At 48.0% G+C, this 20,730-nt stretch carries 21 protein-coding genes and 1 pseudogene; 6 read left to right on the forward strand and 16 right to left on the reverse strand.

What is annotated here, in order from left to right; all coding sequences use genetic code 11:
* Positions 1–30: 30 nt before the first annotated feature.
* From BM101_RS11315 to BM101_RS11355, 8 genes are all read right to left on the reverse strand, one after another.
* Positions 31–834: an energy-coupling factor ABC transporter ATP-binding protein gene (locus BM101_RS11315; protein ID WP_087033718.1), complete on the reverse strand. Its 804-nt coding sequence runs from the start codon at positions 832–834 to the stop codon at positions 31–33.
* Positions 827–1,678, reverse strand: coding sequence for an energy-coupling factor ABC transporter ATP-binding protein (locus BM101_RS11320; protein WP_087033719.1), 852 nt, complete (start codon positions 1,676–1,678; stop codon positions 827–829). Before BM101_RS11320 ends, BM101_RS11315 begins: the two co-directional genes overlap by 8 nt.
* Positions 1,675–2,442, reverse strand: coding sequence for an energy-coupling factor transporter transmembrane component T family protein (locus BM101_RS11325; protein ID WP_087033720.1), 768 nt, complete (start codon positions 2,440–2,442; stop codon positions 1,675–1,677). The genes BM101_RS11320 and BM101_RS11325 overlap by 4 nt, the downstream gene beginning before the upstream one ends.
* Positions 2,443–2,454: 12 nt before the next feature.
* A complete protein-coding gene (locus tag BM101_RS11330; RefSeq protein WP_087033721.1) occupies positions 2,455–3,063 on the reverse strand; it encodes an ECF transporter S component in 609 nt (202 codons plus the stop codon).
* A gap of 1 nt (position 3,064) precedes the next feature.
* Positions 3,065–3,820, reverse strand: coding sequence for a nucleoside phosphorylase (locus BM101_RS11335; protein WP_087033722.1), 756 nt, complete (start codon positions 3,818–3,820; stop codon positions 3,065–3,067).
* Positions 3,821–4,088: 268 nt separating this feature from the next.
* A complete protein-coding gene (locus tag BM101_RS11340) occupies positions 4,089–4,787 on the reverse strand; it encodes an LrgB family protein (protein WP_177194495.1) in 699 nt (232 codons plus the stop codon).
* Entirely contained in the window at positions 4,777–5,151 is a 375-nt protein-coding gene (locus BM101_RS11345; protein WP_087033724.1) for a CidA/LrgA family protein, read from the reverse strand. Before BM101_RS11345 ends, BM101_RS11340 begins: the two co-directional genes overlap by 11 nt.
* 418 nt (positions 5,152–5,569) lie before the next feature.
* Positions 5,570–5,899, reverse strand: coding sequence for a thioredoxin family protein (locus BM101_RS11355; RefSeq protein ID WP_087033726.1), 330 nt, complete (start codon positions 5,897–5,899; stop codon positions 5,570–5,572).
* Between the two features lie 297 nt (positions 5,900–6,196).
* On the opposite strand from BM101_RS11355, the gene BM101_RS11360 reads away from it, so the two are divergent.
* Positions 6,197–6,724: a plasmid pRiA4b ORF-3 family protein gene (locus tag BM101_RS11360; protein ID WP_087033727.1), complete on the forward strand. Its 528-nt coding sequence runs from the start codon at positions 6,197–6,199 to the stop codon at positions 6,722–6,724.
* Positions 6,725–6,907: 183 nt separating this feature from the next.
* On the opposite strand, the gene BM101_RS11365 is transcribed toward BM101_RS11360, so the two are convergent.
* The 3 genes from BM101_RS11365 to BM101_RS11375 form a co-directional block, all read right to left on the reverse strand.
* Positions 6,908–8,173: an MFS transporter gene (locus tag BM101_RS11365; protein WP_087033728.1), complete on the reverse strand. Its 1,266-nt coding sequence runs from the start codon at positions 8,171–8,173 to the stop codon at positions 6,908–6,910.
* Positions 8,174–8,413: 240 nt separating this feature from the next.
* The gene (locus BM101_RS11370; protein ID WP_087033729.1) at positions 8,414–9,754 is read right to left on the reverse strand and encodes a sensor histidine kinase; all 1,341 of its coding nucleotides are present in this window, start codon (positions 9,752–9,754) and stop codon (positions 8,414–8,416) included.
* Complete coding sequence (locus tag BM101_RS11375) at positions 9,751–10,434, reverse strand: response regulator transcription factor (protein WP_087033730.1); 684 nt, start codon at positions 10,432–10,434, stop codon at positions 9,751–9,753. Before BM101_RS11375 ends, BM101_RS11370 begins: the two co-directional genes overlap by 4 nt.
* A gap of 149 nt (positions 10,435–10,583) precedes the next feature.
* On the opposite strand from BM101_RS11375, the gene BM101_RS11380 reads away from it, so the two are divergent.
* Both BM101_RS11380 and BM101_RS14410 read left to right on the forward strand, forming a co-directional pair.
* Positions 10,584–11,915 carry a ferredoxin reductase family protein gene (locus BM101_RS11380; RefSeq protein ID WP_177194496.1) on the forward strand — a complete coding sequence of 444 codons (1,332 nt, stop codon included), beginning with the start codon at positions 10,584–10,586 and terminating at the stop codon, positions 11,913–11,915.
* Positions 11,916–12,145: 230 nt separating this feature from the next.
* A pseudogene (locus BM101_RS14410) lies at positions 12,146–12,373 on the forward strand (cytochrome b5 domain-containing protein); the annotation flags it as partial.
* A 100-nt stretch (positions 12,374–12,473) separates the two neighbouring features.
* On the opposite strand, the gene BM101_RS11390 reads toward BM101_RS14410, so the two are convergent.
* The 3 genes from BM101_RS11390 to BM101_RS11400 all read right to left on the reverse strand — a co-directional run bounded on the left by BM101_RS11390 (position 12,474) and on the right by BM101_RS11400 (position 16,318).
* Positions 12,474–13,712, reverse strand: coding sequence for an L-lactate MFS transporter (locus tag BM101_RS11390; RefSeq protein ID WP_087033732.1), 1,239 nt, complete (start codon positions 13,710–13,712; stop codon positions 12,474–12,476).
* Between the two features lie 14 nt (positions 13,713–13,726).
* Positions 13,727–15,295, reverse strand: a complete 1,569-nt coding sequence (locus BM101_RS11395) for an acyl CoA:acetate/3-ketoacid CoA transferase (RefSeq protein ID WP_087033733.1) — start codon at positions 15,293–15,295, stop codon at positions 13,727–13,729.
* Between the two features lie 87 nt (positions 15,296–15,382).
* On the reverse strand, positions 15,383–16,318 hold the full coding sequence (locus BM101_RS11400; RefSeq protein ID WP_087033734.1) for a nitronate monooxygenase: 936 nt from the start codon (positions 16,316–16,318) through the stop codon (positions 15,383–15,385).
* 502 nt (positions 16,319–16,820) lie between these two features.
* Between BM101_RS11400 and BM101_RS11405 the strand changes: the two genes are divergently transcribed.
* Complete coding sequence (locus BM101_RS11405; protein WP_087033735.1) at positions 16,821–17,750, forward strand: LysR family transcriptional regulator; 930 nt, start codon at positions 16,821–16,823, stop codon at positions 17,748–17,750.
* A gap of 159 nt (positions 17,751–17,909) precedes the next feature.
* Here the strand turns inward: BM101_RS11405 and BM101_RS11410 are convergent, their stop codons facing one another.
* Positions 17,910–18,464 (reverse strand): class I SAM-dependent methyltransferase, encoded by a 555-nt coding sequence (locus BM101_RS11410; protein WP_177194497.1) that lies wholly within the window; start codon positions 18,462–18,464, stop codon positions 17,910–17,912.
* A 31-nt stretch (positions 18,465–18,495) separates the two neighbouring features.
* Positions 18,496–19,116: a sugar O-acetyltransferase gene (locus BM101_RS11415; RefSeq protein WP_087033737.1), complete on the reverse strand. Its 621-nt coding sequence runs from the start codon at positions 19,114–19,116 to the stop codon at positions 18,496–18,498.
* Between the two features lie 211 nt (positions 19,117–19,327).
* Between BM101_RS11415 and BM101_RS11420 the strand changes: the two genes are divergently transcribed.
* Positions 19,328–19,894, forward strand: coding sequence for an NADPH-dependent FMN reductase (locus tag BM101_RS11420; protein ID WP_087033738.1), 567 nt, complete (start codon positions 19,328–19,330; stop codon positions 19,892–19,894).
* A 172-nt stretch (positions 19,895–20,066) separates the two neighbouring features.
* Entirely contained in the window at positions 20,067–20,570 is a 504-nt protein-coding gene (locus tag BM101_RS11425) for a GNAT family N-acetyltransferase (RefSeq protein ID WP_087033739.1), read from the forward strand.
* Positions 20,571–20,730: the final 160 nt, after the last annotated feature.

Consider the following 20,730-nt stretch of genomic DNA (forward strand, 5'->3'; position numbering starts at 1 on the left):
AAAAGGCAGTACCGAAGGAAGACTGTGCTCTCATTGTGGCTTCTCAAAAGCCGCGATGATTTCCCCTTCGGTCAAGCAGTCCCCCGGAATCCCCAAGGCATGTCCGATTTTCATCGCCTGCGGCTGATCAAGATAGGCTTGATCCAAGATTTCTTTTTGGCTGAACACGGTTCTGGCAGCCCCGTCCAGCAAGACTTTCCCTTGATTGAAGACGATGACGCGTTCAAAGACTGCGGCGGCGAAATCCATGTCATGTAAAATGCATAGCACCAATTTCCCTTCCGCCGCCAGCTCCTCGATTATTTTTTCGATGATGGCCTTTCCCGCAACATCCTGTCCCATCGTCGGCTCATCAAAAATGATGATGGGTGTATCCATGGCGATGATCGAAGCCATCGCAATCATCTTCCGTTGGGCAAGGTTCAAGTCGTACGGATTTATCTTCTCCACAGCGCTTAAGCCGACTTTTGTCAGGGCCGCCTGCGCATGTTCTTTCGCCTCGGTTGGCGTCTGGCCGATATTCAGTGGACCGACCATCACCTCGTCCAGCACGGTGCTTTTGAAAATTTGGTCATCCGGGTTTTGGAAAACCAATCCGATCGTTTTCGCAATCTGCGCTACGGTCTTCTCGGATAATCCTTCGCCGTTGACCATAATCCGACCATCGTCCGGACGCAGCAAGCCTTTCAGCAGTTTCACGAAAGTGGTCTTCCCCGATCCGTTTTGGCCGATGATCGCAGTCTTTTGATTTTGCAGATGCAAATCGACCCCTTTGATGACGGGCGCATCTTTTGCGTAGGCAAACTGCAGCTTTTCGATATGGATCTCATTCATGGCGATCACCGCCTTCCTGCATCAACGCTTGGAGTTCCGTCAACAGCACCGGATACGTTCCGTTCGCTTTGCGCTTATGCAGATGCTTCGCAATCACCGTCACAGCCGGTGGATGGATGCCGTGTTCGGCCAAATCATCTCTTGAAAAGATGGCTGCCGGCGTATCGTAGGCAATCACTTTACCGTCATCCATCAGCAGCACCCGGTCCGCATATTTGGCGATTTTATCCATTTTCTGCTCGGCCATGATGATGGTGATGCCTTCTTTGGTGAGATTCTCGACCACCCGGAACACTTCTTCGGACCCTTGCGGATCCAATTGGGAAGTCGGTTCATCGAAGACCAATATTTTCGGTTTCATCGCCACCACACCGGCGATTGCCACCCGCTGCATCTGGCCGCCTGATAAGTCGAAAGGGTTCTTGTCCTTCACTTTGCGGATATCCAGCAGATCGAGGCTCTCCTCTATGCGCCGGATCATTTCCCCGCGCGGCAACCCCATGTTTTCCAGCCCGAAGGCGATTTCTTCGTAAACCGTGAACCGCGACCCGGTGATCTGCGAAAAGGGATTTTCAAAGACCAATCCGGCCGCTGCAGTGACTTCGCTCACATCCGTATTCCGGACATTCAATCCGGCCACCGTCACCGTACCGCCGTACCCGCCTTTGAAAAAATGTGGAATCAGTCCGGTCAGGGCATAGCAAAGCGTCGATTTCCCGGCTGTATTGCGGCCGATCAGCCCGATGAACTCGCCTTCTTCCACGCTGAAGCTGATATCGTCCAGCACCAACTTGCTCGTGTCGGGATAGCGGTATTTTAAATGGCTCACTTCAATGATGCTCATGCGATCACCCTCCAAACGATCAGCCCGATCAGAATGACGATGAGCACACCGTTCATCACCAGGCTATACGGATACTTTTTTGCTTCATTCAGATAGGTCTTGGGTGTACTGCGGTCAAAACCGCGCACATCCAACGCAATTGATCGTTCGCGGGTGTCATTCAGCGCATTCAGGATAACCGGCCCCAGCAAAGGGAAGAAAGCCTTCACCCGGACAGCCAGATTCCCTTCCGTCTCCATCCCCCGCGAACGTTGGGCGTCCTGGATTTTATTGTAGGTGGCGCGCAACTGCGGAATGATCTGCAGAACCGATAAGATGACGTAGCCTATTTTTGGGGACATGCCTTTCTGCTGCAGGCGCTCCACCAACTCCGTGGGTGAAGTCGTCAGCAACAGCACCCCGAACGCACAGACCATATTGATGACGCGCATGGCCAAACGGACAGCGACAGTCAAGCCCTCTTTGTAAAATTTGATCGGACCGAGTTCATACAACAACGTCTCATTGATCGGATTAAAGAATCCCTGCACGATGACGATGGAGAGGATCAACAGGAAACTAAGAGCAATCACGGGCAAGATATTGCGGAAAACCTTCCCCAATAAAAGCAACCCCATACTCACGAGCACCACCAACAATACCTCCAACAGACTGTCCAACAGATAGGCCGCGGCAATGCTGACGGCGACATACACTATTTTGGTCAAAGGATCCAGTCTATGAATGAGGGAATCGCGCGGGACGTATAATGTCAATGCATCCATCTGGCTTCCTCCCTATATATCTTCTATCGTGTCATCCTTCAAGAAGGTGTTTGTCATTTTCTTCGGCAATCCTTTGAAAATGAAGTAACTGATAAGAACCGTCACAATTTTATCCGGCACATCCACCACGATTTCATCCAAGAAGGACGCCAGCCATTGCGGTTGCCCGTTATTGATGGCGATCGCATAGAGAATATCGCCCCAGACATTACCGGTTTGGCCGCCAAAGAATAGGATATTCAACGGTGTCGAGACAATCGCTGCGACTAACCCGATGATCAGACCGACAAGCAGAACCGATTTTATGTCCTTCAGCCAGCCTTTCGCCGCAAAGTACCCGGCCATCAGACCGATGACCGCACTTGTGATGGCATAGACCGTTGCGATGGAATCGACGGTTACGCCGTAGATGATGTTATTGATGACACCCGAGGCCGCCCCGATGACCGGACCTGCCAACATACCCGACAAGACCGTCCCGATCGAGTCCAGCCAAAGCGGCAAACGCAACAAACCGGCGATATATTTGCCCAAATAGTTGATTCCGATCGCAATCGGAATCAATACGATGGATGCCGTCGACAACTTAAAACGCAATCTGTTCTTCGTTTCCGGACTCATTTTAGGTTTCCTCCTTTTGCAAAGCCAACATACGAAACGTCTCTAAAGCTAATGCGATTTGGTTCTGTTCGCCTTGCCGTGTCAATTCTTCCCCGTCGACGAACCGGCGTACCCCTTCCTCCGGAGCACCTTCAGGAGCAACGACGACATTCAATATAGAAGCAACCTGCATTCCCTTCAATCCGCCCAAGACAAATAAAGCCGCCGTTTCCATATCCGATCCGACTATGCCCTTGCCGCGCCAATAGGTGGTGAGCGCCTCTTCGCGGGCTGTATAGAAACTGTCGTGGCTACGCACGATGCCAAAGCGGTGCGGCATCTCCTTATGATCCGTAATCGCTTTCATAACCATCAACAACGACAAGTCCGCAACGGCTGGATAAACCGGTTCGACGTAGGCCTTGCTCGTTCCTTCATCCCGGACTGCCGCAGTGGCGATAACCAAGTCACCCAGCTTCATTCCCGGCTGCAGCGCTCCGCAACTGCCGATGCGGATGATCCCTTTGATGCCGATTGCCGCTAATTCCTCGATTGCAATCGCGGTAGATGGTCCGCCGATCCCCGAAGAGATGACCAATACTTTCGTTCCTTGATAATTGCCCATTACGCTTTTGTATTCGCGGTTAAACACCAGATCGACCGGTTGCTCCAAAAATGCTTTGGCCCGTTCGACCCGCGCGGGATCTCCCGGCAACAAGGCATACGCCACGCCCAAATCAGCCGGCAACTGGATATGCGCTTGCAACGTTTTGTCCATTTTCCACCTTCCCTTCTGTACTCCCAGAAAAAAACGTCCTCATGAAAACAACCGGAAAAATCAAAATAATGATACCCTTAGCTAGCTAAAGTATAGCACAGAGCGAAACGAGAGGCATCGTTTAGCCCTAACGAAAAACAGCACGCATGGAAAAATCGAACATCCCACTGTTCAGAAAATACCAGCTGCTAACGATGCAAAAAAATGCCCAATAAAACAGGCAATACAGCCTCTCTTATCGGACATTTTATCTAAACTAATTCTCTTATCATTGGACCAGTTGGGCTGCCAGCGGAACCAAACCGACCATCATGATGCCGGAAACAACCATGGCCAAACTGCTCATGGCCCCTTGAAGTTCACTGGATTTCAATGCTTCTGACGTACCGATGGCGTGCGATGCGGCCCCCATTGCAAGGCCCTTGGCGATCGGTTCTTCAATTTTCAATAGCTTGAACAGCGGGCCGGATATGACCGTCCCAAAAATACCGGCAAAAATGACGCCCGCCACGATGATGCCGCCTACCCCGCCGATCAATGCGGTCGTATCCAAGGCGATCGCCATCGTTATGGAACGCGCCAGCGTGGAGATCGTCGTGACACTATCCATCTTCAAGAACAGACCGAGGCTGACGATCGTCGCCAATCCGCTCGTCATACCGGCGAAACAACTGATGAGGATCGCCCAACTGTTCTCCTTCAGTATTTTGAACTGTCGATAAACCGGAACGGCCATGCAGATGGTGGCAGGGGTCAATAAATCCGACAACAATTTGGCGCTGGTCTGAAAAGTGGGCACATCCACATCGAAGAACAATAAGAACAGAATGACCAGAATCGTTCCGATCAGCAACGGATTCATAAAGGCATAGGGCCATCTTTTATAGGCCGCCAAACCGATGACAAACGCTCCCAGACTGATGAAGATGCCTAAATATTTTGTCGTTTCGAGCAACTCATTGACCATTCGCTTCACCTCTTTTCCCATTCTTCCTTCTGATCAACCACTGTGCCAACAGGCCTGTCGTCGCCAGGATAACGAGTGTGGATCCGATGTTCACAACGATCCAGCTGGCCAAATCCGCTGAAATTTGCCCATAGGCAGTGATAAAGCCGGCTCCACTGACCACAAACAGGGCTGGCATGATGCCCAATAATAGATCTGCGGCATTTTCCACTTGGTCCAGCTTCAAGACTCCGGTCAGCAAAGAAAGAAACAAGATCGCCATCCCGTAGATGCTGGCAGGGATGCTGAGCGGGATAAAAATAGCGAGTAGTTCGCTGATCGCCGAAATGGCGATGATAATGAAAAATTGCTTTAAATACTTCATGTGCTCTCCTTAAATAATATTGATTTTTTTAAAATAACAGCTCTATCATACCAATAATTCCCCCTAAAGTAAGGGGGTTTCCTGCATTTATGTACATAAAAAACGCCGCCGCTGAAGGACACTGCCTAAACAGTGCCGCTTCAGCGGCGGCGTCGATCTCTTCGTCCCCCCATCCGTCTCGACGGATGAGGGATAGTGACTCGTTATTATCCGCAAACAGGTCAGCCGGCACAAAAGTGACGAATTAGTTCTTGCTCTTCAAATAAAGATAACGAGTGGAAAGCAGCAACGAAATGATGGTGGAGGTGAATCCCCCCACCCCCTTAAACCTTTACTTACAGTTTACACCACCAACCAAAAAATAGGCTAAAAAAATAAGAAGAGCCTAGGCAAAGTGCCCAGATCCCTCCATATGCATTCAGTAATTATCGACGATCCGTTTAAATTGACGATGCAGATCGTCCATCACGACAAAACGAGCTTCGCGGATCATTTCTTTGCCTTCGACAAACAGGAGGAGTGCAGGCGCCGTGAGGACGCTGAATTCTCCGGCCACTGCAGGAATGCTGTCCGCATTCACCTGAATCGGTTTGATGCCGGGAAATTCTTCCAATATATCCTGCACTTGCGGCTGCACGGCGTGGCAGACACCGCAGTTATCCCTGGAAATGTACACAAACGTGAAGCGATTATCCTTTATATATTGTCTTACTTCTTCGATGGAAGAAGCTTGGCGGAACGTGTTCATTGCTATCCTTCTCTCCCGGTTCTAAATTTCCACCCCAGTATAACACGGTTCAAGGCAGGAAGTCGTGTTTGCAGATTGACAATACAGGCAGACTTTTTCTCATTGAAGAAACACGCCACCGGACCATGAAAAGCTGCGGGATCCCATTTTGACGCACCCCACAGCCGATTTTTCCTTTTATGCCGTTACATCCCTGAACTTGGCCCACGTAGTCGGCCATACATAAATCCACCCTGCCTTCTAAGTTGAACTCACGCTTTGAAAACGCTATACTGAGAGCAAAAGGAGGTTTTATTTATGATTTACGAACTCAGGGTGACGTTATTGGATGTAGGGATACCCGTGTGGCGCGACCTTCAAATGGACAGCGATGCCACTTTCTCGGATCTCCATTTTTCGCTTCAGAGCGCCTTCAATTGGCTGGATATCGAACCGCACCACTTCATTGTTGCCCAATCGAAAGCCGAAATCGACGAAGATGGCTACCTGAAGGACCACTTCCAAAAAGAGGGCGATGCCGTCGTCTATACTTACAACTTCGACACCGACTGGAAACACGAAATCGTGCTGCGGAAAATACTGGATCCCAATCCGGAAACCGTCTACCCCATCTGCGTTGGGGCAGAAAACCTGGCGCCCGATGAAGATCATACCCGGGCAGAAATTTTGGACGGGACCATCCACTTAGCCTACAAAGATTCCAAAGAAATCATCGCATCCATCAACGAGGAGTTGAGCTATCTGCACAGCGAAGCCTTCGGTTCCGATGAGGATAGCGAAGACGATTGGGAAGAGGAATGGGAGGACGATGGCGGGCATCCATAATCCGCCATGCCGATCGCTCAAATAGATACACAAACGAGGGTGAGCCATAAATCATGAAAATTGATTTATGGCTCACCCTCTTTCTATAAAACGTCACCGTTTTTTAATCGGGCCCCAAAATTCTGAACCCCTGTCTACACCGCGCATCCAATTCAATAAAGCTGGCGGAGAATACCTTATTATTTATTCGTTGCTATCCCCAGCAATTCGGTTCAAACCGAATTCCCCCACGCCTTCTGCTGTTCTTCTTTCCGATCGTTTCTCTTCTATGATGTAGGTGCCGACAAAGGCCAGCAGGAAGATGATTGCCACGATGACGGCGCTCATACCCGCAAAAATGCCGAACACATCCGATAACGCTCCTGTGACCATCGGCATGATAATGGAGCCTACACCACCGATGACCAACAGAGTGCCCAGAGCCATTGGATAAGTCTGCAAGGTTTTCCCGACAGCAGCGATGATTGTCGGATAGACGCCCGCCATCGAAAAGCCTATCCCAAAAATAGCAAACGTGATCAACCTGACGTTGGTTGTGGACAACAGCAGCAAATAGAAAACCGCAGTCCCGGAACAGGTAAGCAACAACAGGGTGCCCTTCTTCAACCAATCGCCATAGAAGGCACAAAGCAGCCTGCCTGCTAGCATCGCCACCCAGAGGAGCGAAGCGAGGACTTGGGCATATTCCGTCGTCATCAAGTTGGAATCAACAAAATATTTGACCATCCAGCCATTGATGCACGCCTCTGCGCCCAGATAAAAGAAAAGAATACCCGCACCGATCCAAAAACTTTTCAGTTTCAGGAAAGCATAGGAAGTCGCGTTCGGATTTTTCACCGTTCTATCGGCAATCTTCATCCTCGAAAAAAGGAGCATGGACAGAAAGGCCAAAACAATGATCACTCCCGATGCCACCTTCCAGCCTGCCTCCCCGAATAACCGAGATGAAAAAATAACCAAAAACGGTGCGCACAATGCCCCTACGGCAAAGATGCTGTGCAGAAAACTCAAGGCGGCCGGACTGCTGTCCGATACCTCATTGACTACGCTATTGTTGAAATTGGAAATGCTTCCCCGGCTGATGCCGATGAACAGGAAGGCCAAAATCAGCAAAACAGGGTTCCCGGTGATCATCATGATGGAAAAGCCCAAAATGACGAACGTGCACAGAAAGATGATTGCTTTTTTTCTGCCCAGATAGACAGGAAGAATCCCTGCCAGGAAGCCTGCGCCTAGGTTCCCTAGTGAATGGGCGGAGAGCAACGTGCCGCTTACGGTATTGCTCAATCCATACGCATCGCTTATCAGCGGCAGGAATGAGCCCAAAATCATCGCATACAACCCATTCACAGCAAATACGAAGAAACAACAAAGCAAGATGTACCTCTCTTGTTTGTCCAATTTAGAATAAAATGTCTGCTTTCCCAATCCCTGCACACGCTCCTCCATCACATTTTTTTACTGCTCGCACTTAAAATACTTTCTCATACGTTCTTGCCACTATCATACCGTAAATGTTCCTTGGAATGGATTATTTCTTTCCAAATGATCAGCAGAAACCTACCCGAAAAAAACGAGCACTGTAAAGAACAGCGTTTTGACAGATGGTTGTCGGGACGCTGTTCTTCACTTAATTATGGTTGATGCGCACTGCGAAATAAGGCACGCTGGCCTCCTTCACAAAATCGGTCAGCTCTTCGTCATCGGGAAGCGGATAAAGAATGTCGTTCCCTTTCCTATAATGCTTTCCACTTTGATTTCCCCGTTATGCGCATGCATGATATCCTGGCAGATGGCCAAACCTAAACCCGTCCCCCCGCTTTCGCGCGAGCGATCGGTATCGATGCGGTAGAAACGATCGAAGATGAGCGGCAGATGCTCCTTGGCAATGCCATCCCCGTAATCGGTGATCGCCATGACGACTTTTTCATTTTCTTGGTAGGTGCGGATCGTGATCGGCGTCTTCTGGTCGGAATGGAAAATGGCATTCTGGACGATGTTCAAAATGACCTGTTCTATTTTCTTGCGGTTCATCAAAACATTCGGCACTATGCCTAGCGTCAGCTTCAATTCCCGGCCTTCCTGGATCATCCTCAGCAAGGGCAAAAGGTCCTGCAGAACCTCATTCAGGTTCAGGTCGGTTTTCCCCATCTGCACCTTCCGATCCAACTTTGATAATTCCAACAGTTCGTTCACAATATACGTCAACCGTTTCGTCTGATTGAGCATGCTCTCCAGCGAATAACGGATCTTCTCGGGGTTATCCAGTTTCCCCCGCAACAGAATTTCCGAATAACCCTGGATTGTCGTCAGCGGTGTCTTTAATTCGTGGGAAGCATCGGAAACGAATTGCTGCAGCTTACGCTGATTCTCTTCAAGGGCTTGAAAAGAATCATGCAGCCTCACTTTCAGCTCGTTAGTCGAATCGACCAGTTTGGCTATATCCGCTTGAGCATCGGCGATAACAATCGGCTCATCCAAATTGGCGACAGAAACTTCAGAAACCGATGCAATGACAAGATCCAAGGGAGCCAACGTTTTCCTCAACATGCGTCGATAGAACCGCCAGGCCAACAACAGAATCACTATGCTGGCAATCACGTAAATGATCAGCTGCGTAAGCATCAACTCCAGCGACTCGTGGATGGAATAGCTGACTTCAATCGTCCCGATTGCTTTCCCTTTGTAGTAAATAGGTTCGGTGTACGTTGCGATCTGTTTATCCTTTAAAAACAAGCGATTGATGTGGATCATTTGCTTTTCTCCGGAACTCGCATAAAAAATGACGTTCGCATCCGAAAGGATATTCTCAGCCAGCTCTGTCGCTTTTTTAGTCAACAGCGGTCCTTCACCGAGTAGATCGGTGGTCTGCTGCAGGTCCCGCAGATAGCTGGCCACTTCCATTTTCCTTTGATTTTCCGTATAGAGATAAATCAAGGTTGTCTGCAAAAAACCGATGATCACCAGAAACAGCAGCAACAACTGCATGCTGCGCTGGAACAGTTGTCTGTTCAGGTTTTTCATTTTCATCCTTCCACATCCAATTTGTAGCCGAATCCGCGTTCGGTTTTGATGTAACGGTGCTCCGTATCCTGCAGTTTTTCCCTTAAGTTGCGGATGTACACTTCCACCACATTCGAACTACTGAAATAATCATAGCCCCAGACCTGATTCATGATGGTTTCTTTTGAGACGACGATGTTGACATTATCGAACAACAGACACATCAATTTATACTCAGTCGGGGTCAAATCAAGCTTTTCATTCTCGAACATAATTTCATGGCGGGCATCGTCGACGGAAAAGGGCCCTTTGCGGACGACTGTGTTCTTCTGCGGGAACCGGCTGTTCAAGCGGATCTCCATCCGCGTCAGTAGCTCCAGAAAACTGAAGGGCTTGGCCAGATAATCATCCGCCCCGATCTTCAAGCCTTTTACGGTATCTTCCGCTTGGTCCTTCGCGGTCAGCATGATGACGACGACTTCATATTTCTGCTTCAGCATGCGACAACATTCATAGCCGTCCATGCCCGGCATCATCACATCCAAAATGACGATGTCAAAGGGATTTTGATGCATTTTCGTCAATGCCGTCAAGCCGTCTTTTGCGGTTTCGACGCTGTATCCTTCATCTTCCAACCCCATCGTTAAAAAATCGCGGATGCTCTGTTCGTCATCCACCACCAAAACACGTGTTTGTTTCCCGTTCATTGCGTTCACCTCTTTGTCTTATTGTAGCACGCTTCCACTGGCTAATAGAACGGAAAATGTCATCTTCAGCTAATCTTCAGCTTAACTTCATGCAACCCTAAACTTTCTTCTCTATACTGAATATAAATAAGAAACCGGAGGAAATGCCTATGAAAAGAAAAGCAATCCAATTTATGATTCTCGCTATTTATTTTTTGAGCCCCTTACCCATTGCCTTCATCTCGCTAAAAGGGCTAAACTTCAGCATCGCAGCACCCGCTTTTATCGGAACCGTCAGCTACACTTGGTTGTTGTCTGAACTGATAACGGCCGCAAGACCTAAGTTCATCGAAAAATACTTCAGTCTGGATAAGTTCCATCGTTTCCACGGCATCATGGCCATCGTCGCTTTGGCGCTTGGCATGCTGCATAAAGAATGGGCCAGCTTTGCTTGGGGAGAGTTCGAATTTTCGACTGTATTCGGGGATTTTGCCATCATGCTGTTCCTGCTGTTGACTGTCCTGTCTGTGATCTTCATGACCGGCTGGCTAAGGAGAATCAAAATAATAAAAATAGTGAAGGATACATTAGGAGGGTTCGCCTTCACCAAATACGGAACCATGAAAGTTCTCCATAATTTCAATATTGTCGCCATCATCGCACTATCTGTGCATGTCATCACCATCGCCTACTTTGTCCGGGCCGATATGACATTGACCATGATGTACGCCCTTTATTTCATCGTTTCTTTGGGCTTCTATGTGTACCATAAGCTGATCCGGCCTATTCTATTGAAGAAAAATATTTATACCATAACCGATGTGGTGAATGAAACTGACCAGATCGTCAGTTTGACGCTGGCAGCCGAAAACGGACGGATCTTTGATTACAAAGCCGGCCAATTCATCTATCTAAGGGTCAAGGATGAAAATTATACTTTTGAAGAACACCCTTTTTCTTTGACTTCCGCACCGGAAAATCCACATGCCCTTTCCGTATCCATCAAAGATTCCGGCGACTACACGCACATCATCCAACGCATCACACCAGGGACGAAAGTGACCGTCGAAGGTCCTTATGGCGGCTTATGGCAACCGCTGGAAGACATCCAAAACACGGATAAAAGCTTAGTGCTGTTCGCCGGCGGTGTCGGTGTTACACCTATGCTGGGTATCTTGGAAAGCCTGCGTCAAAAAAATGCCAAAAATAAAGCGGTGCTCATCTGGAGTTTGCGCAACGAGAATGAACTTGCCTATGCAGCGGAACTGGCTTCTTTCCAGAAAGATATGCCCAATTTCACATTCGTTCCTTTTTATTCAACCACGCACGGTTACTTGGATGCGGAAAAAACGGAAGCCATTTTCAAATCCGTTGCAGTTCCCTATGCCACCAGCGAATTTGTCCTTTGCGGTCCCAAAGGATTCATGCACACCATTGAATCGACGCTTGTTTCCAAAGATGTGTCAAAACAAAAAATCCATTTTGAATCATTTGGATTGTAAAAAGTGACGGAAGTCCAAAAAAAGGAGAAACTAAAATGAAAAACAACAACAAAGCAAAAATGATTACCCTCTTACTTGGTGCAGGCTTACTATTCGGGGCATGCGGAACGACGCAGGCAACCACTACCGACAAGGCATCCACCAGCGCCGCTGCCAGTTCAGCTGTTCCAGCCTCGAAAGCTGCGTCGTCATCCAGCACCGCTTCATCTTCCAGTGCCCAGTCGAATGCAAAAACCTTTACCCTTGATGAATTAGCGAAATATGACGGAAAGAACGGAAATGATGCCTATGTCGCCGTTGCCGGCATCGTCTATGATGTCACCCATGCGCAGAAATGGCAGAACGGGAACCATTACGGGGTACAGGCGGGTACCGACTTGACCACCGCCATCAACAAGTCCCCGCACGGCAGCTCCGTTTTAGAAGGTCTACCGATTGTCGGGACATTGGTTAACTGATCCAGTAATCACTCATGAAACTGCATGGCAATAAAAATAGACACCGTTCAATTCTCATTCCAGAATTGAACGGTGTCTATTTTCTCGTTAGTGCTATTTTTTACTGAATCGTTTCCGTGATTGCTTTCGCGGCAGTTGTTTTTTTCTTGTAAACAAGATCCAATATCAACCCGCAAGTTGCAACAGCGATTGCTACGTAGAAAGCTTTTGTGAAGTCGCCGTTGTTGGCGGCGGAGATGCCTGCCGTTACTTTCGGCGCAACGAAAGCCGATGTCGAATAGCCGATGAAGACGATGCCGTAGTTGACCCCTTGGTATCTCGGACCGAAATTATCCATGACCAATGACGGGAACACACCCATGACGCCGCCGAAACATAAGCCCAGACCAACGATTCCCAGTGTAAAACCGATCATCGATTTGACGAAGATCAGGACTAAGAAAGTAAGGATGATGACGCTGTACATGATGCTGATGGTCGTTGATTGGCCTAGTTTGTCCGAAACAGCACCCCAGACGACACGGCCCAAAGTATTGCTGAGAGAATACACGCTGACGTAAACGGCTGCTGCTGCAGCGGTCAGACCAAACATGGATTGCCCAATCGGAGAAGCATTTGAAGCGATCATCAAGCCTGAGAAAGCACCCATTGCGAACATCAAGATGATCAGATAGAATTTTCCGTCCTGCAGCATCTCTTTCCAATTCTTGTTCACGACCGGTTTTTTAGCCGCTGCAGCAGCCGCTGCTGCATTCATATTTTTTGGCATATAATCTTTCGGCGCAACCTTGATGAAGAGGCTGCAAGTGAAGCTGATGATGGCATAGGCGATCCCCATCCGCACGAATGTGGTGCTGACGCCTTGACTCTGGATCAATTGGTTAGCGATCGGCGCTGCGATGATGGCCGCTCCGCCCATGCCTGCCGTGATCAATCCGGAAGCCAAACCTTTTTTATCCGGGAAGAAACGGATCGTGTTGCTTAGGCAGCCTGAGTAAGCGAAGCCTTGACCGAAGCCGGCCATCAAACCATAGTACACGTACAATTGAGTCAAGCTTGTTGCCGTACCTGTCAAAGCAAAACCGACGCCGAACAATACTGCACCGGCCATCGTGCTCCATTTTGACCAACCTTTATCGGTCAAGAATCCGCCCAAGATCATCGGAATCGGACCCAAAGCCGCATTGATGGCAAATGCCCCCATAACCTCGGGCATCGTCCAACCCCTTGCGGCAGACAGCGGTCCCGCAAGAACGCTGAATGCATACACTGCACCCGTACACATTAATATCCCCATAGAGCTGACCAAAACAGCCCAACGATTTGTCTCCTTTTTCATCAACAACACTCCTCCTATTTTCCGTTAGCCATAACGATATCTTTTAATTTACCCCATTTTTCTTCGAACATGCCTGTATTCATAACCTTTAGATCTTCTGCAATCAATGGTTTGAAGCCCATTTGACCCAAGACATCCTTTTCCAGATCGACACCTGGCGCAATCTCAATCAAGCGCAGTTTTCCATTTTCCAGGTCGAATACCGCACGTTCTGTTACGTACAACACTTCTTGCTTCACTTCAGATGCATATTCGCCGCTGAAGGTAACCTGTTCCACTTCCGATACGAATTTCTTCGCTTTTCCTTCTTGGATGATCGTCAATTTGCCGTCCTTCACTTCTTGCTGCAATCCGCCGGCAGTAAAGGTACCTGCAAACACCAATTTTTTAGCGGCTTGGGAAATATTGATGAATCCGCCGCAACCAGCCACACGGTTGCCGAATTTGGAGACATTCACATTGCCGCATGAATCGGTCTGTGCCAATCCCAAAACGGAAAGATCCAAGCCGCCGCCGTCGTAGAAGTCGAACTGTGCATGGTGATCCATGATGGCTTCGCTGTTATAGGCATGGCCGAAATCCTTCAAACCTGCCGGCACGCCGCCGATCGAACCTGCTTCGGTCGTCAGGATCAATTGATCGCTGATACCTTCTTCAGCACCGACTGTAGCGACATTGACAGGAATCCCTACCCCTAGGTTCAAGACTGTAGACGGAACCAATTCCATCGCTGCACGGCGCGCGATGACCTTGCGGGCATCCAACGGAAGTGCATCAACAGCATTCAAAGGCACTTTCGTGGCGCCGGAAAAGGCTGGGTTGTATTCCGTATTTTCGGTTTGGAATTGATTTCCTGGTTGAGCAACGACGATGTAGTCGATCAGGATGCCTGGAACCTTCACGTCTTTCGGATTCAAGGTTCCGGCCGCAGCCAATGTTTCAACCTGAGCAATCACGATGCCGCCGGAATTTTTCACGGCCTGTGCCACAGGTAGGACTTCCATATGCAAGCCTTCTTTTTCGAGCGTCAAATTGCCTTTTTCATCTGCGACTGTTCCGCGGATGAGACCAACGTTAACCGGGAAAGTTGGGTAGAATAACCATTCTTCTCCTTCGATTTCAATCAGCTTCACGATGTCTTCTGTTGTGCAGGGAGACAGCTTGCCGCCTTCAAGACGAGGATCGACAAACGTCCGCATGCCTACTTTTGTGAACAAGCCAGGTCGTTTCGCAGCGATTTCGCGATACAATTGGGTAATGACCCCTTGCGGCAGGTTGTACGCTTCGCATTTATTTTCCACGATCAGGTCACTGATTTGTGGCGAGGCGCTCACGATGCCGCCGATCCAGCGTTTGATCAATCCTTCATGCGCTAAATGGCTCATGCCTTTTGTGCGGCGATCGCCTACAGCGCTCGCATGGATGACCGTCAAGTTTTTCGGATGCCCCTCTGCTTTAAAGCGATCTTCGATGGAAATCGCCATTTCCTCATTTACGCAAGCCATCCCAAACCCGGTCAAAGCCACCGTGCTGTTATCTTTTATCAATTTAGCCGCTTCCGCTGCTGTAATTACTTTTGTCATAACTTCTTCCTCCTCATTGCTCGTCATTTCACATAACTATTTTAATGAAAAAGCTCAGCTTTGCTTCCGAGCTTTCTGCATTCCTTCTTAATAAGTGATCTTCAGTGATCCAAGAATTTCTTCCGCATCCTTGAACAAGCTTTCGATGATTTCTCTTGCTGGACGGATGTCATTTACCATACCAGTGATTTGGCCGGCCATTACCGAACCGTTTTCGACATCACCTTCATAGACCGCTTTGCTCAAAGAGCCAAGTGACAATTCTTCCAATTCATCACGTGAAGCATTGTTGTTTTCCAGTTCCTGGAACTTCGCAAGCATCTTGTTCTTGATGGAACGTACGGGTGCTCCATTTCTGCGTCCCGTTACGACGGTTGCCGTGTCATCCGCATCCAAGACTGCTTGTTTGAAGGTGGCCGGTACCGGGCATTCTTCCGCCGATAGGAATAACGTTCCTACTTGGATACCTTGCGCGCCCATGCTGTACATCGCTACGACTCCGCGGCCGTCACCGACTCCGCCGGCTCCCAAAACAGGGATGTTTACAGCACTGACAACTTGCGGCACTAAGCACATCGTCGTTGTCTCGCCAACGTGTCCGCCAGCTTCAGTCCCTTCAGCAACGATCGCATCGGCACCTAACGCTTCCATCTTCTGCGCATGTTTCACGGATGCTACAACCGGAATGACTTTTACGCCGGCTTCTTTAAATTTCGGCATGAACGGCTTCGGTGTGCCTGCACCGGTTGTGACAACTTTCACGCCTTCTTCGATGACGACATCCACTAATTCAGGACAATTCTTCATCATCAACATCAAATTAACTGCAAATGGTTTCTTCGTTAAAGATTTGCATTTTTGGATTTCTGCCCGCAATTGATCTGCCGTCATTCCGCCTGAAGCGATGATGCCCAATCCGCCTGCATTTGAAACGGCTGAAGCGATATCCGCTGTCGCGATCCGTGCCATTGCGCCTTGAAAAATAGGGTATTCGATTCCTAGCATTTCGCATATTGTTGTCATCTTTTTTTCCTTCTTCCATCTATTGTAAATGATTATTTAAAGTATTTTTTTGAAGTGTAAGTTCCGCTCAGCTTCCGAAGAGTTTGCTCATAACTTCTTTTGATATTTGTATTATATGTTTGATGCGAATATTTGTGAAATACTAATCTTTCCGTATCGGCTATAACCGTTTTGTTATAAGTTCATGGTAAAAAATTCACGGAAAACTTAGAGAACCTGTTCAAAATGGGGCTTAACAATTCAGATCGGTTCTGCTATACTATTTTTGATAATTATTCAGCATAGCTTTTTTGTTCTAGGTAACAATCGACCGGATAACCTTTTTGTTATAATTGTGAAAAAATTATCTTTCACAATCAAACGTCCTTTATAATAAGGCTAGTATTCCCGCAACAGCAGCGCAATGCCTTTACACGAATCTGATCAAACAAAGACTGAACGCCTCTCTTGTTACATTTAAAGACTCCAATGGGGGGCATTCATCCAAGAAAGGAAGAAATACATGCTACAGCAATCCACTATCATCGCTTACTTGGATGCTATCGTCACGGAAGGTACCTTTACCCAAGCAGCGAAATCCTTATATATTTCACAACCTTATCTCAGCAAAGCCATCAGCACGCTCGAAGACGAGATCCAGACAAAATTGGTCGAGCGCAACCGAACCCCCATGGAGTTGACCTATGCGGGCGAACGGTTCCTTTCCCATATGAAAAAGATGCAGAGTCAGTACGAAGACATGCTGAACGAATTGACGATGATCACAAACCTGAAATACGGGCGGCTCCGGATCGGCGTACATCCTATCATGGGATCCTTTTTACTGCCTATGGTCCTGCCGAAATTCCATCAAAAATATCCAGGCATCGTCCTAAAGATCATTGAACAAAATCCCCAAGCGACGGAAGAGGATTTGCTGGACAATAAGGTGGATCTATATCTGGGGATGATGCCCATCCATAACGAACAGCTTTCCTACACGGTTTTGGCAGAGGATCGCTGGTGCGTCATCGTGCCCAGCACCAGCTCGCTTTATCAGCCCGGATTAACGAAAATCGAAAAATTCCCTTACCCCTTGAATATGCTGAAGAATGAAAAATATGTGCTCACGCCTTCCCAGTCCGGCATCCGCAGACAAGCGAACGAATTCCTGAAAAGTTTGGATATTAAGCCGGATATTGTCATGGAAAGCCAAAACATTACCACTGCAGCCGCACTTTCAAAAAAGGGTATGGGCCTGACTTTCCTGCCGAAAAGCATCCTGCATGACAACGAATCAATGGATTCCTATAATATTTTTTATATTCCGACAAACGTTGTCCGCACGCGTTATTTCATTGCCTACAGCAAAGACAAGACCCTGTCCTCTGTCGACATCGCCATGATTGATATGGCGAAAGAGCTGATGAAAGAATACAACGATAGTCTCTAAAATAGCTATGAGCATAAAAAATCCAAAATCCTTTTGACTTAACCATGAGGATGCCAAAAAACTCCCGATCAGCCAATCATAGGCTAACCAGGAGTTTTTCATTTCAAAAAGGAACGATTATACATCGCTATTTTTAGCCCGACATCTTCGAACAATATCTTATCCGTTCTTTTTGGCAACTATGCAGTAGAGATCCGGTCCCAAATCAAAAATCTCCGTCACGTTAAACCGTATCATCCCCAAAAGTTCAGCTAAGTTTTCGCTGGCTATTTTACGATCCAAGGATGGTCCTTTTTCCGTTTCGCGCTTATGGAATTCAATGATAGCAACCGTCCCGTTGGGCTTCAACATGTCCCTTACTTTTTGAAGATATTTCGGTTGATCATCGATGTGGTGCAGGACAGTGCTCATCAGTGCGATGTCCAAACTCCCCCTTGCTATACCGGTATCATCTTCTGTAACTTTCAGCAACTCAATATTGGTCATTTTTTCTTTCGCCGCTTTTCCAGCGATGATATCCAGCATCTCTTGATCCACATCCAAAGCGTAGATGGTGTTTGTCGTCATTTTGGCCGCCGGAACAGTAAAGACACCCGTACCTGCACCGATATCGCAAAGCACATCTCCTTCTTTTAAGCCGATTCTTCTCAATGTCTGCTCGGGTTGCAAAACAGCTAAGCGTTGCTCGCTGTCTAGATGTGATTTATCTTTCATAATCAGACTCCCTTTTTTCTTATTCGGATGGTTAATCGTTTTTCTTGTCCCAAATATAGGCGTCATGCTTCATCTGCCAATACTCTTTGTCTTCCACAGTGATGGTCCGTAACACGCGGCAAGGATTCCCGACTGCAATCACACCGCTCGGAATATCTTTCGTGACGACCGATCCAGATCCGATGACAACATTGTCACCGATGGAAATGCCAGGATTGATAACGGTATTGCCTCCGATCCAGACGTCATTGCCGATGGTTACCGGCTTGCCGTATTCCAGCAGCGTGTTGCGCACTTCCGCGTCGAGCGGATGGCCAGCCGTGTAGATGCTTACCCGCGGACCAAAAAATACATTATTCCCGATCTTCACTTCGCAGACATCGATGATGATGCAGTCATAGTTCGCATAAAAATCATCCCCGATAGTGATATGGCAGCCATAGTCGCAACGAAAAGGCGGCTCGACATGGATGTTCTCACCGCTTGACGCAAAAAGTTCCTTCAACAGTTGGCTGCGGTATCCCATCTGTTCTTCGGTGGTGGTGTTGAACAATCTGGTCAACACTCGCGCCTTTTTATTGTCTTTGGCCAATTCCCCATCGCTGGCTAGATATAATTCCCCGGACAACATTCTTTCTTTTTCTGACATCATGCGAAGCCCCCCTTTTTACTCCCATTATAGCAAAACACTTTTTTTTTGGCGCTTACGGAGGGCCCTGCAAGAAAAAATTATTGCCCTGTGAAAATCCTGACTGTCAGTAGCTACCATTTGTAAAGCGCTACCAAAAAAAGCTAAACTAAAAATATGGATTATCGAAGAAGATGTCCATAAAAATCCAGCGAACGATATAGGGGGAAAAATTATGTTAAAGATTGGTATCATTACGGGCAGCACGCGTCCAAACCGGAACAGTTTGCAAGTGGCCGAAGGGTTAAAAAGACTTGCGGACCCCAGAGGAGACGCTGAGTATGAAGTAATCGACATCGCCACATATAATTTACCTATGTATGCGGAGCCCATTTCCGCAGCCTACAGCCAAAATTATGTAACACCCGAAGCCATTCCCTGGTCCAAAAAGATAGCGGAAATGGATGGCTATGTCTTCATTACACCTGAATACAACCACGGGGTCACATCGGCTTTGAAAAACGCAATCGATTATCTCTATCCGGAATGGAACAATAAAGCTGCCGGAATCGTCAGCTATGGCTCGACCGGTGGTGTCCGTGCCGCTGAAGCATTGCGCGTAATCTTGGCGGAATTGCAGATTGCAGATGTGCGCACGCACCCTGCCATGTCCTTATTCACCGACTTCGAAAACATGAGCGTCTTCACGCCGGCTGACATCCACCGCGATACGGCCCATGCCATGTTGGATCAAGTGATCGCCTGGTCCACTGTATTGAAACCGCTCCGCGAAAAAAAATAGCAGTAAGAACCGGAAGGCCTTTACACAATCTATAGGCTTTCCTTGAAACAAGAAATACTCCCTGCCCGGGAGTATTTTTTGTTTCAAATTGGCTTTGGAGCGTTTTGAACAAGTGGTATGATTGTTTGCAGCACAAATTTTAACAATCCCCCCGTAAAGGAGAGCAAAAAACATGAATATAACGATACGTTTCAGCCGGTCAGAGGATTATCCGGAAATGATGGCCATCGAAAATCGCATCTGGAATGACAAGAACACGCCGCAAGTCACCATCCACAAGACCGTGGCAGATTTTCTGTCGGCTAATCCTATCGGTTCCACTTTGGTTGCTATTGAACCGGAAAAAGGGAGCGTTTTGGGGCTGTTGCATTTCGATAACCCGACAGCATTGACCGCCCATCAAAAAACATGGCTATTGGATATCGGCGTGTTGCCGGAAGCGCAAGGACTGGGTGTGGGTTCTCGCCTGCTGCAGGCGCTCAAAGCATCGGCGCAGGAACAAGGCATCCATAAACTGTCACTGCGAGTTCTTGCGACCAATCCGTCCGCTGTCCGTTTTTATCAAAAAAACGGCTTTGCAATCGAAGGCAGGCTGAGGGATGAATTCTTGATTTCGGGCCATTTTGTCGATGATTTGCTGATGGGATGCCTTTTGGGTTCGAAAAATACAGGATAAAAAAGAACCACCTCTACTAAGTATCGCATTGCAAGCGTTTTCTTTTTGAACTTTCTATCCGCAGTGCTACACTCATCGTAGGCGGGGATCTTTCTGAAATGGGACCCATTGGAAACAGGAACGGCTCCCGACTCAACAGCTGATTGATTTCCCCTGCGGA

Origin of the sequence: Trichococcus palustris (genome assembly GCF_900114465.1) — a bacterium.
GTDB lineage: Bacteria > Bacillota > Bacilli > Lactobacillales > Aerococcaceae > Trichococcus > Trichococcus palustris.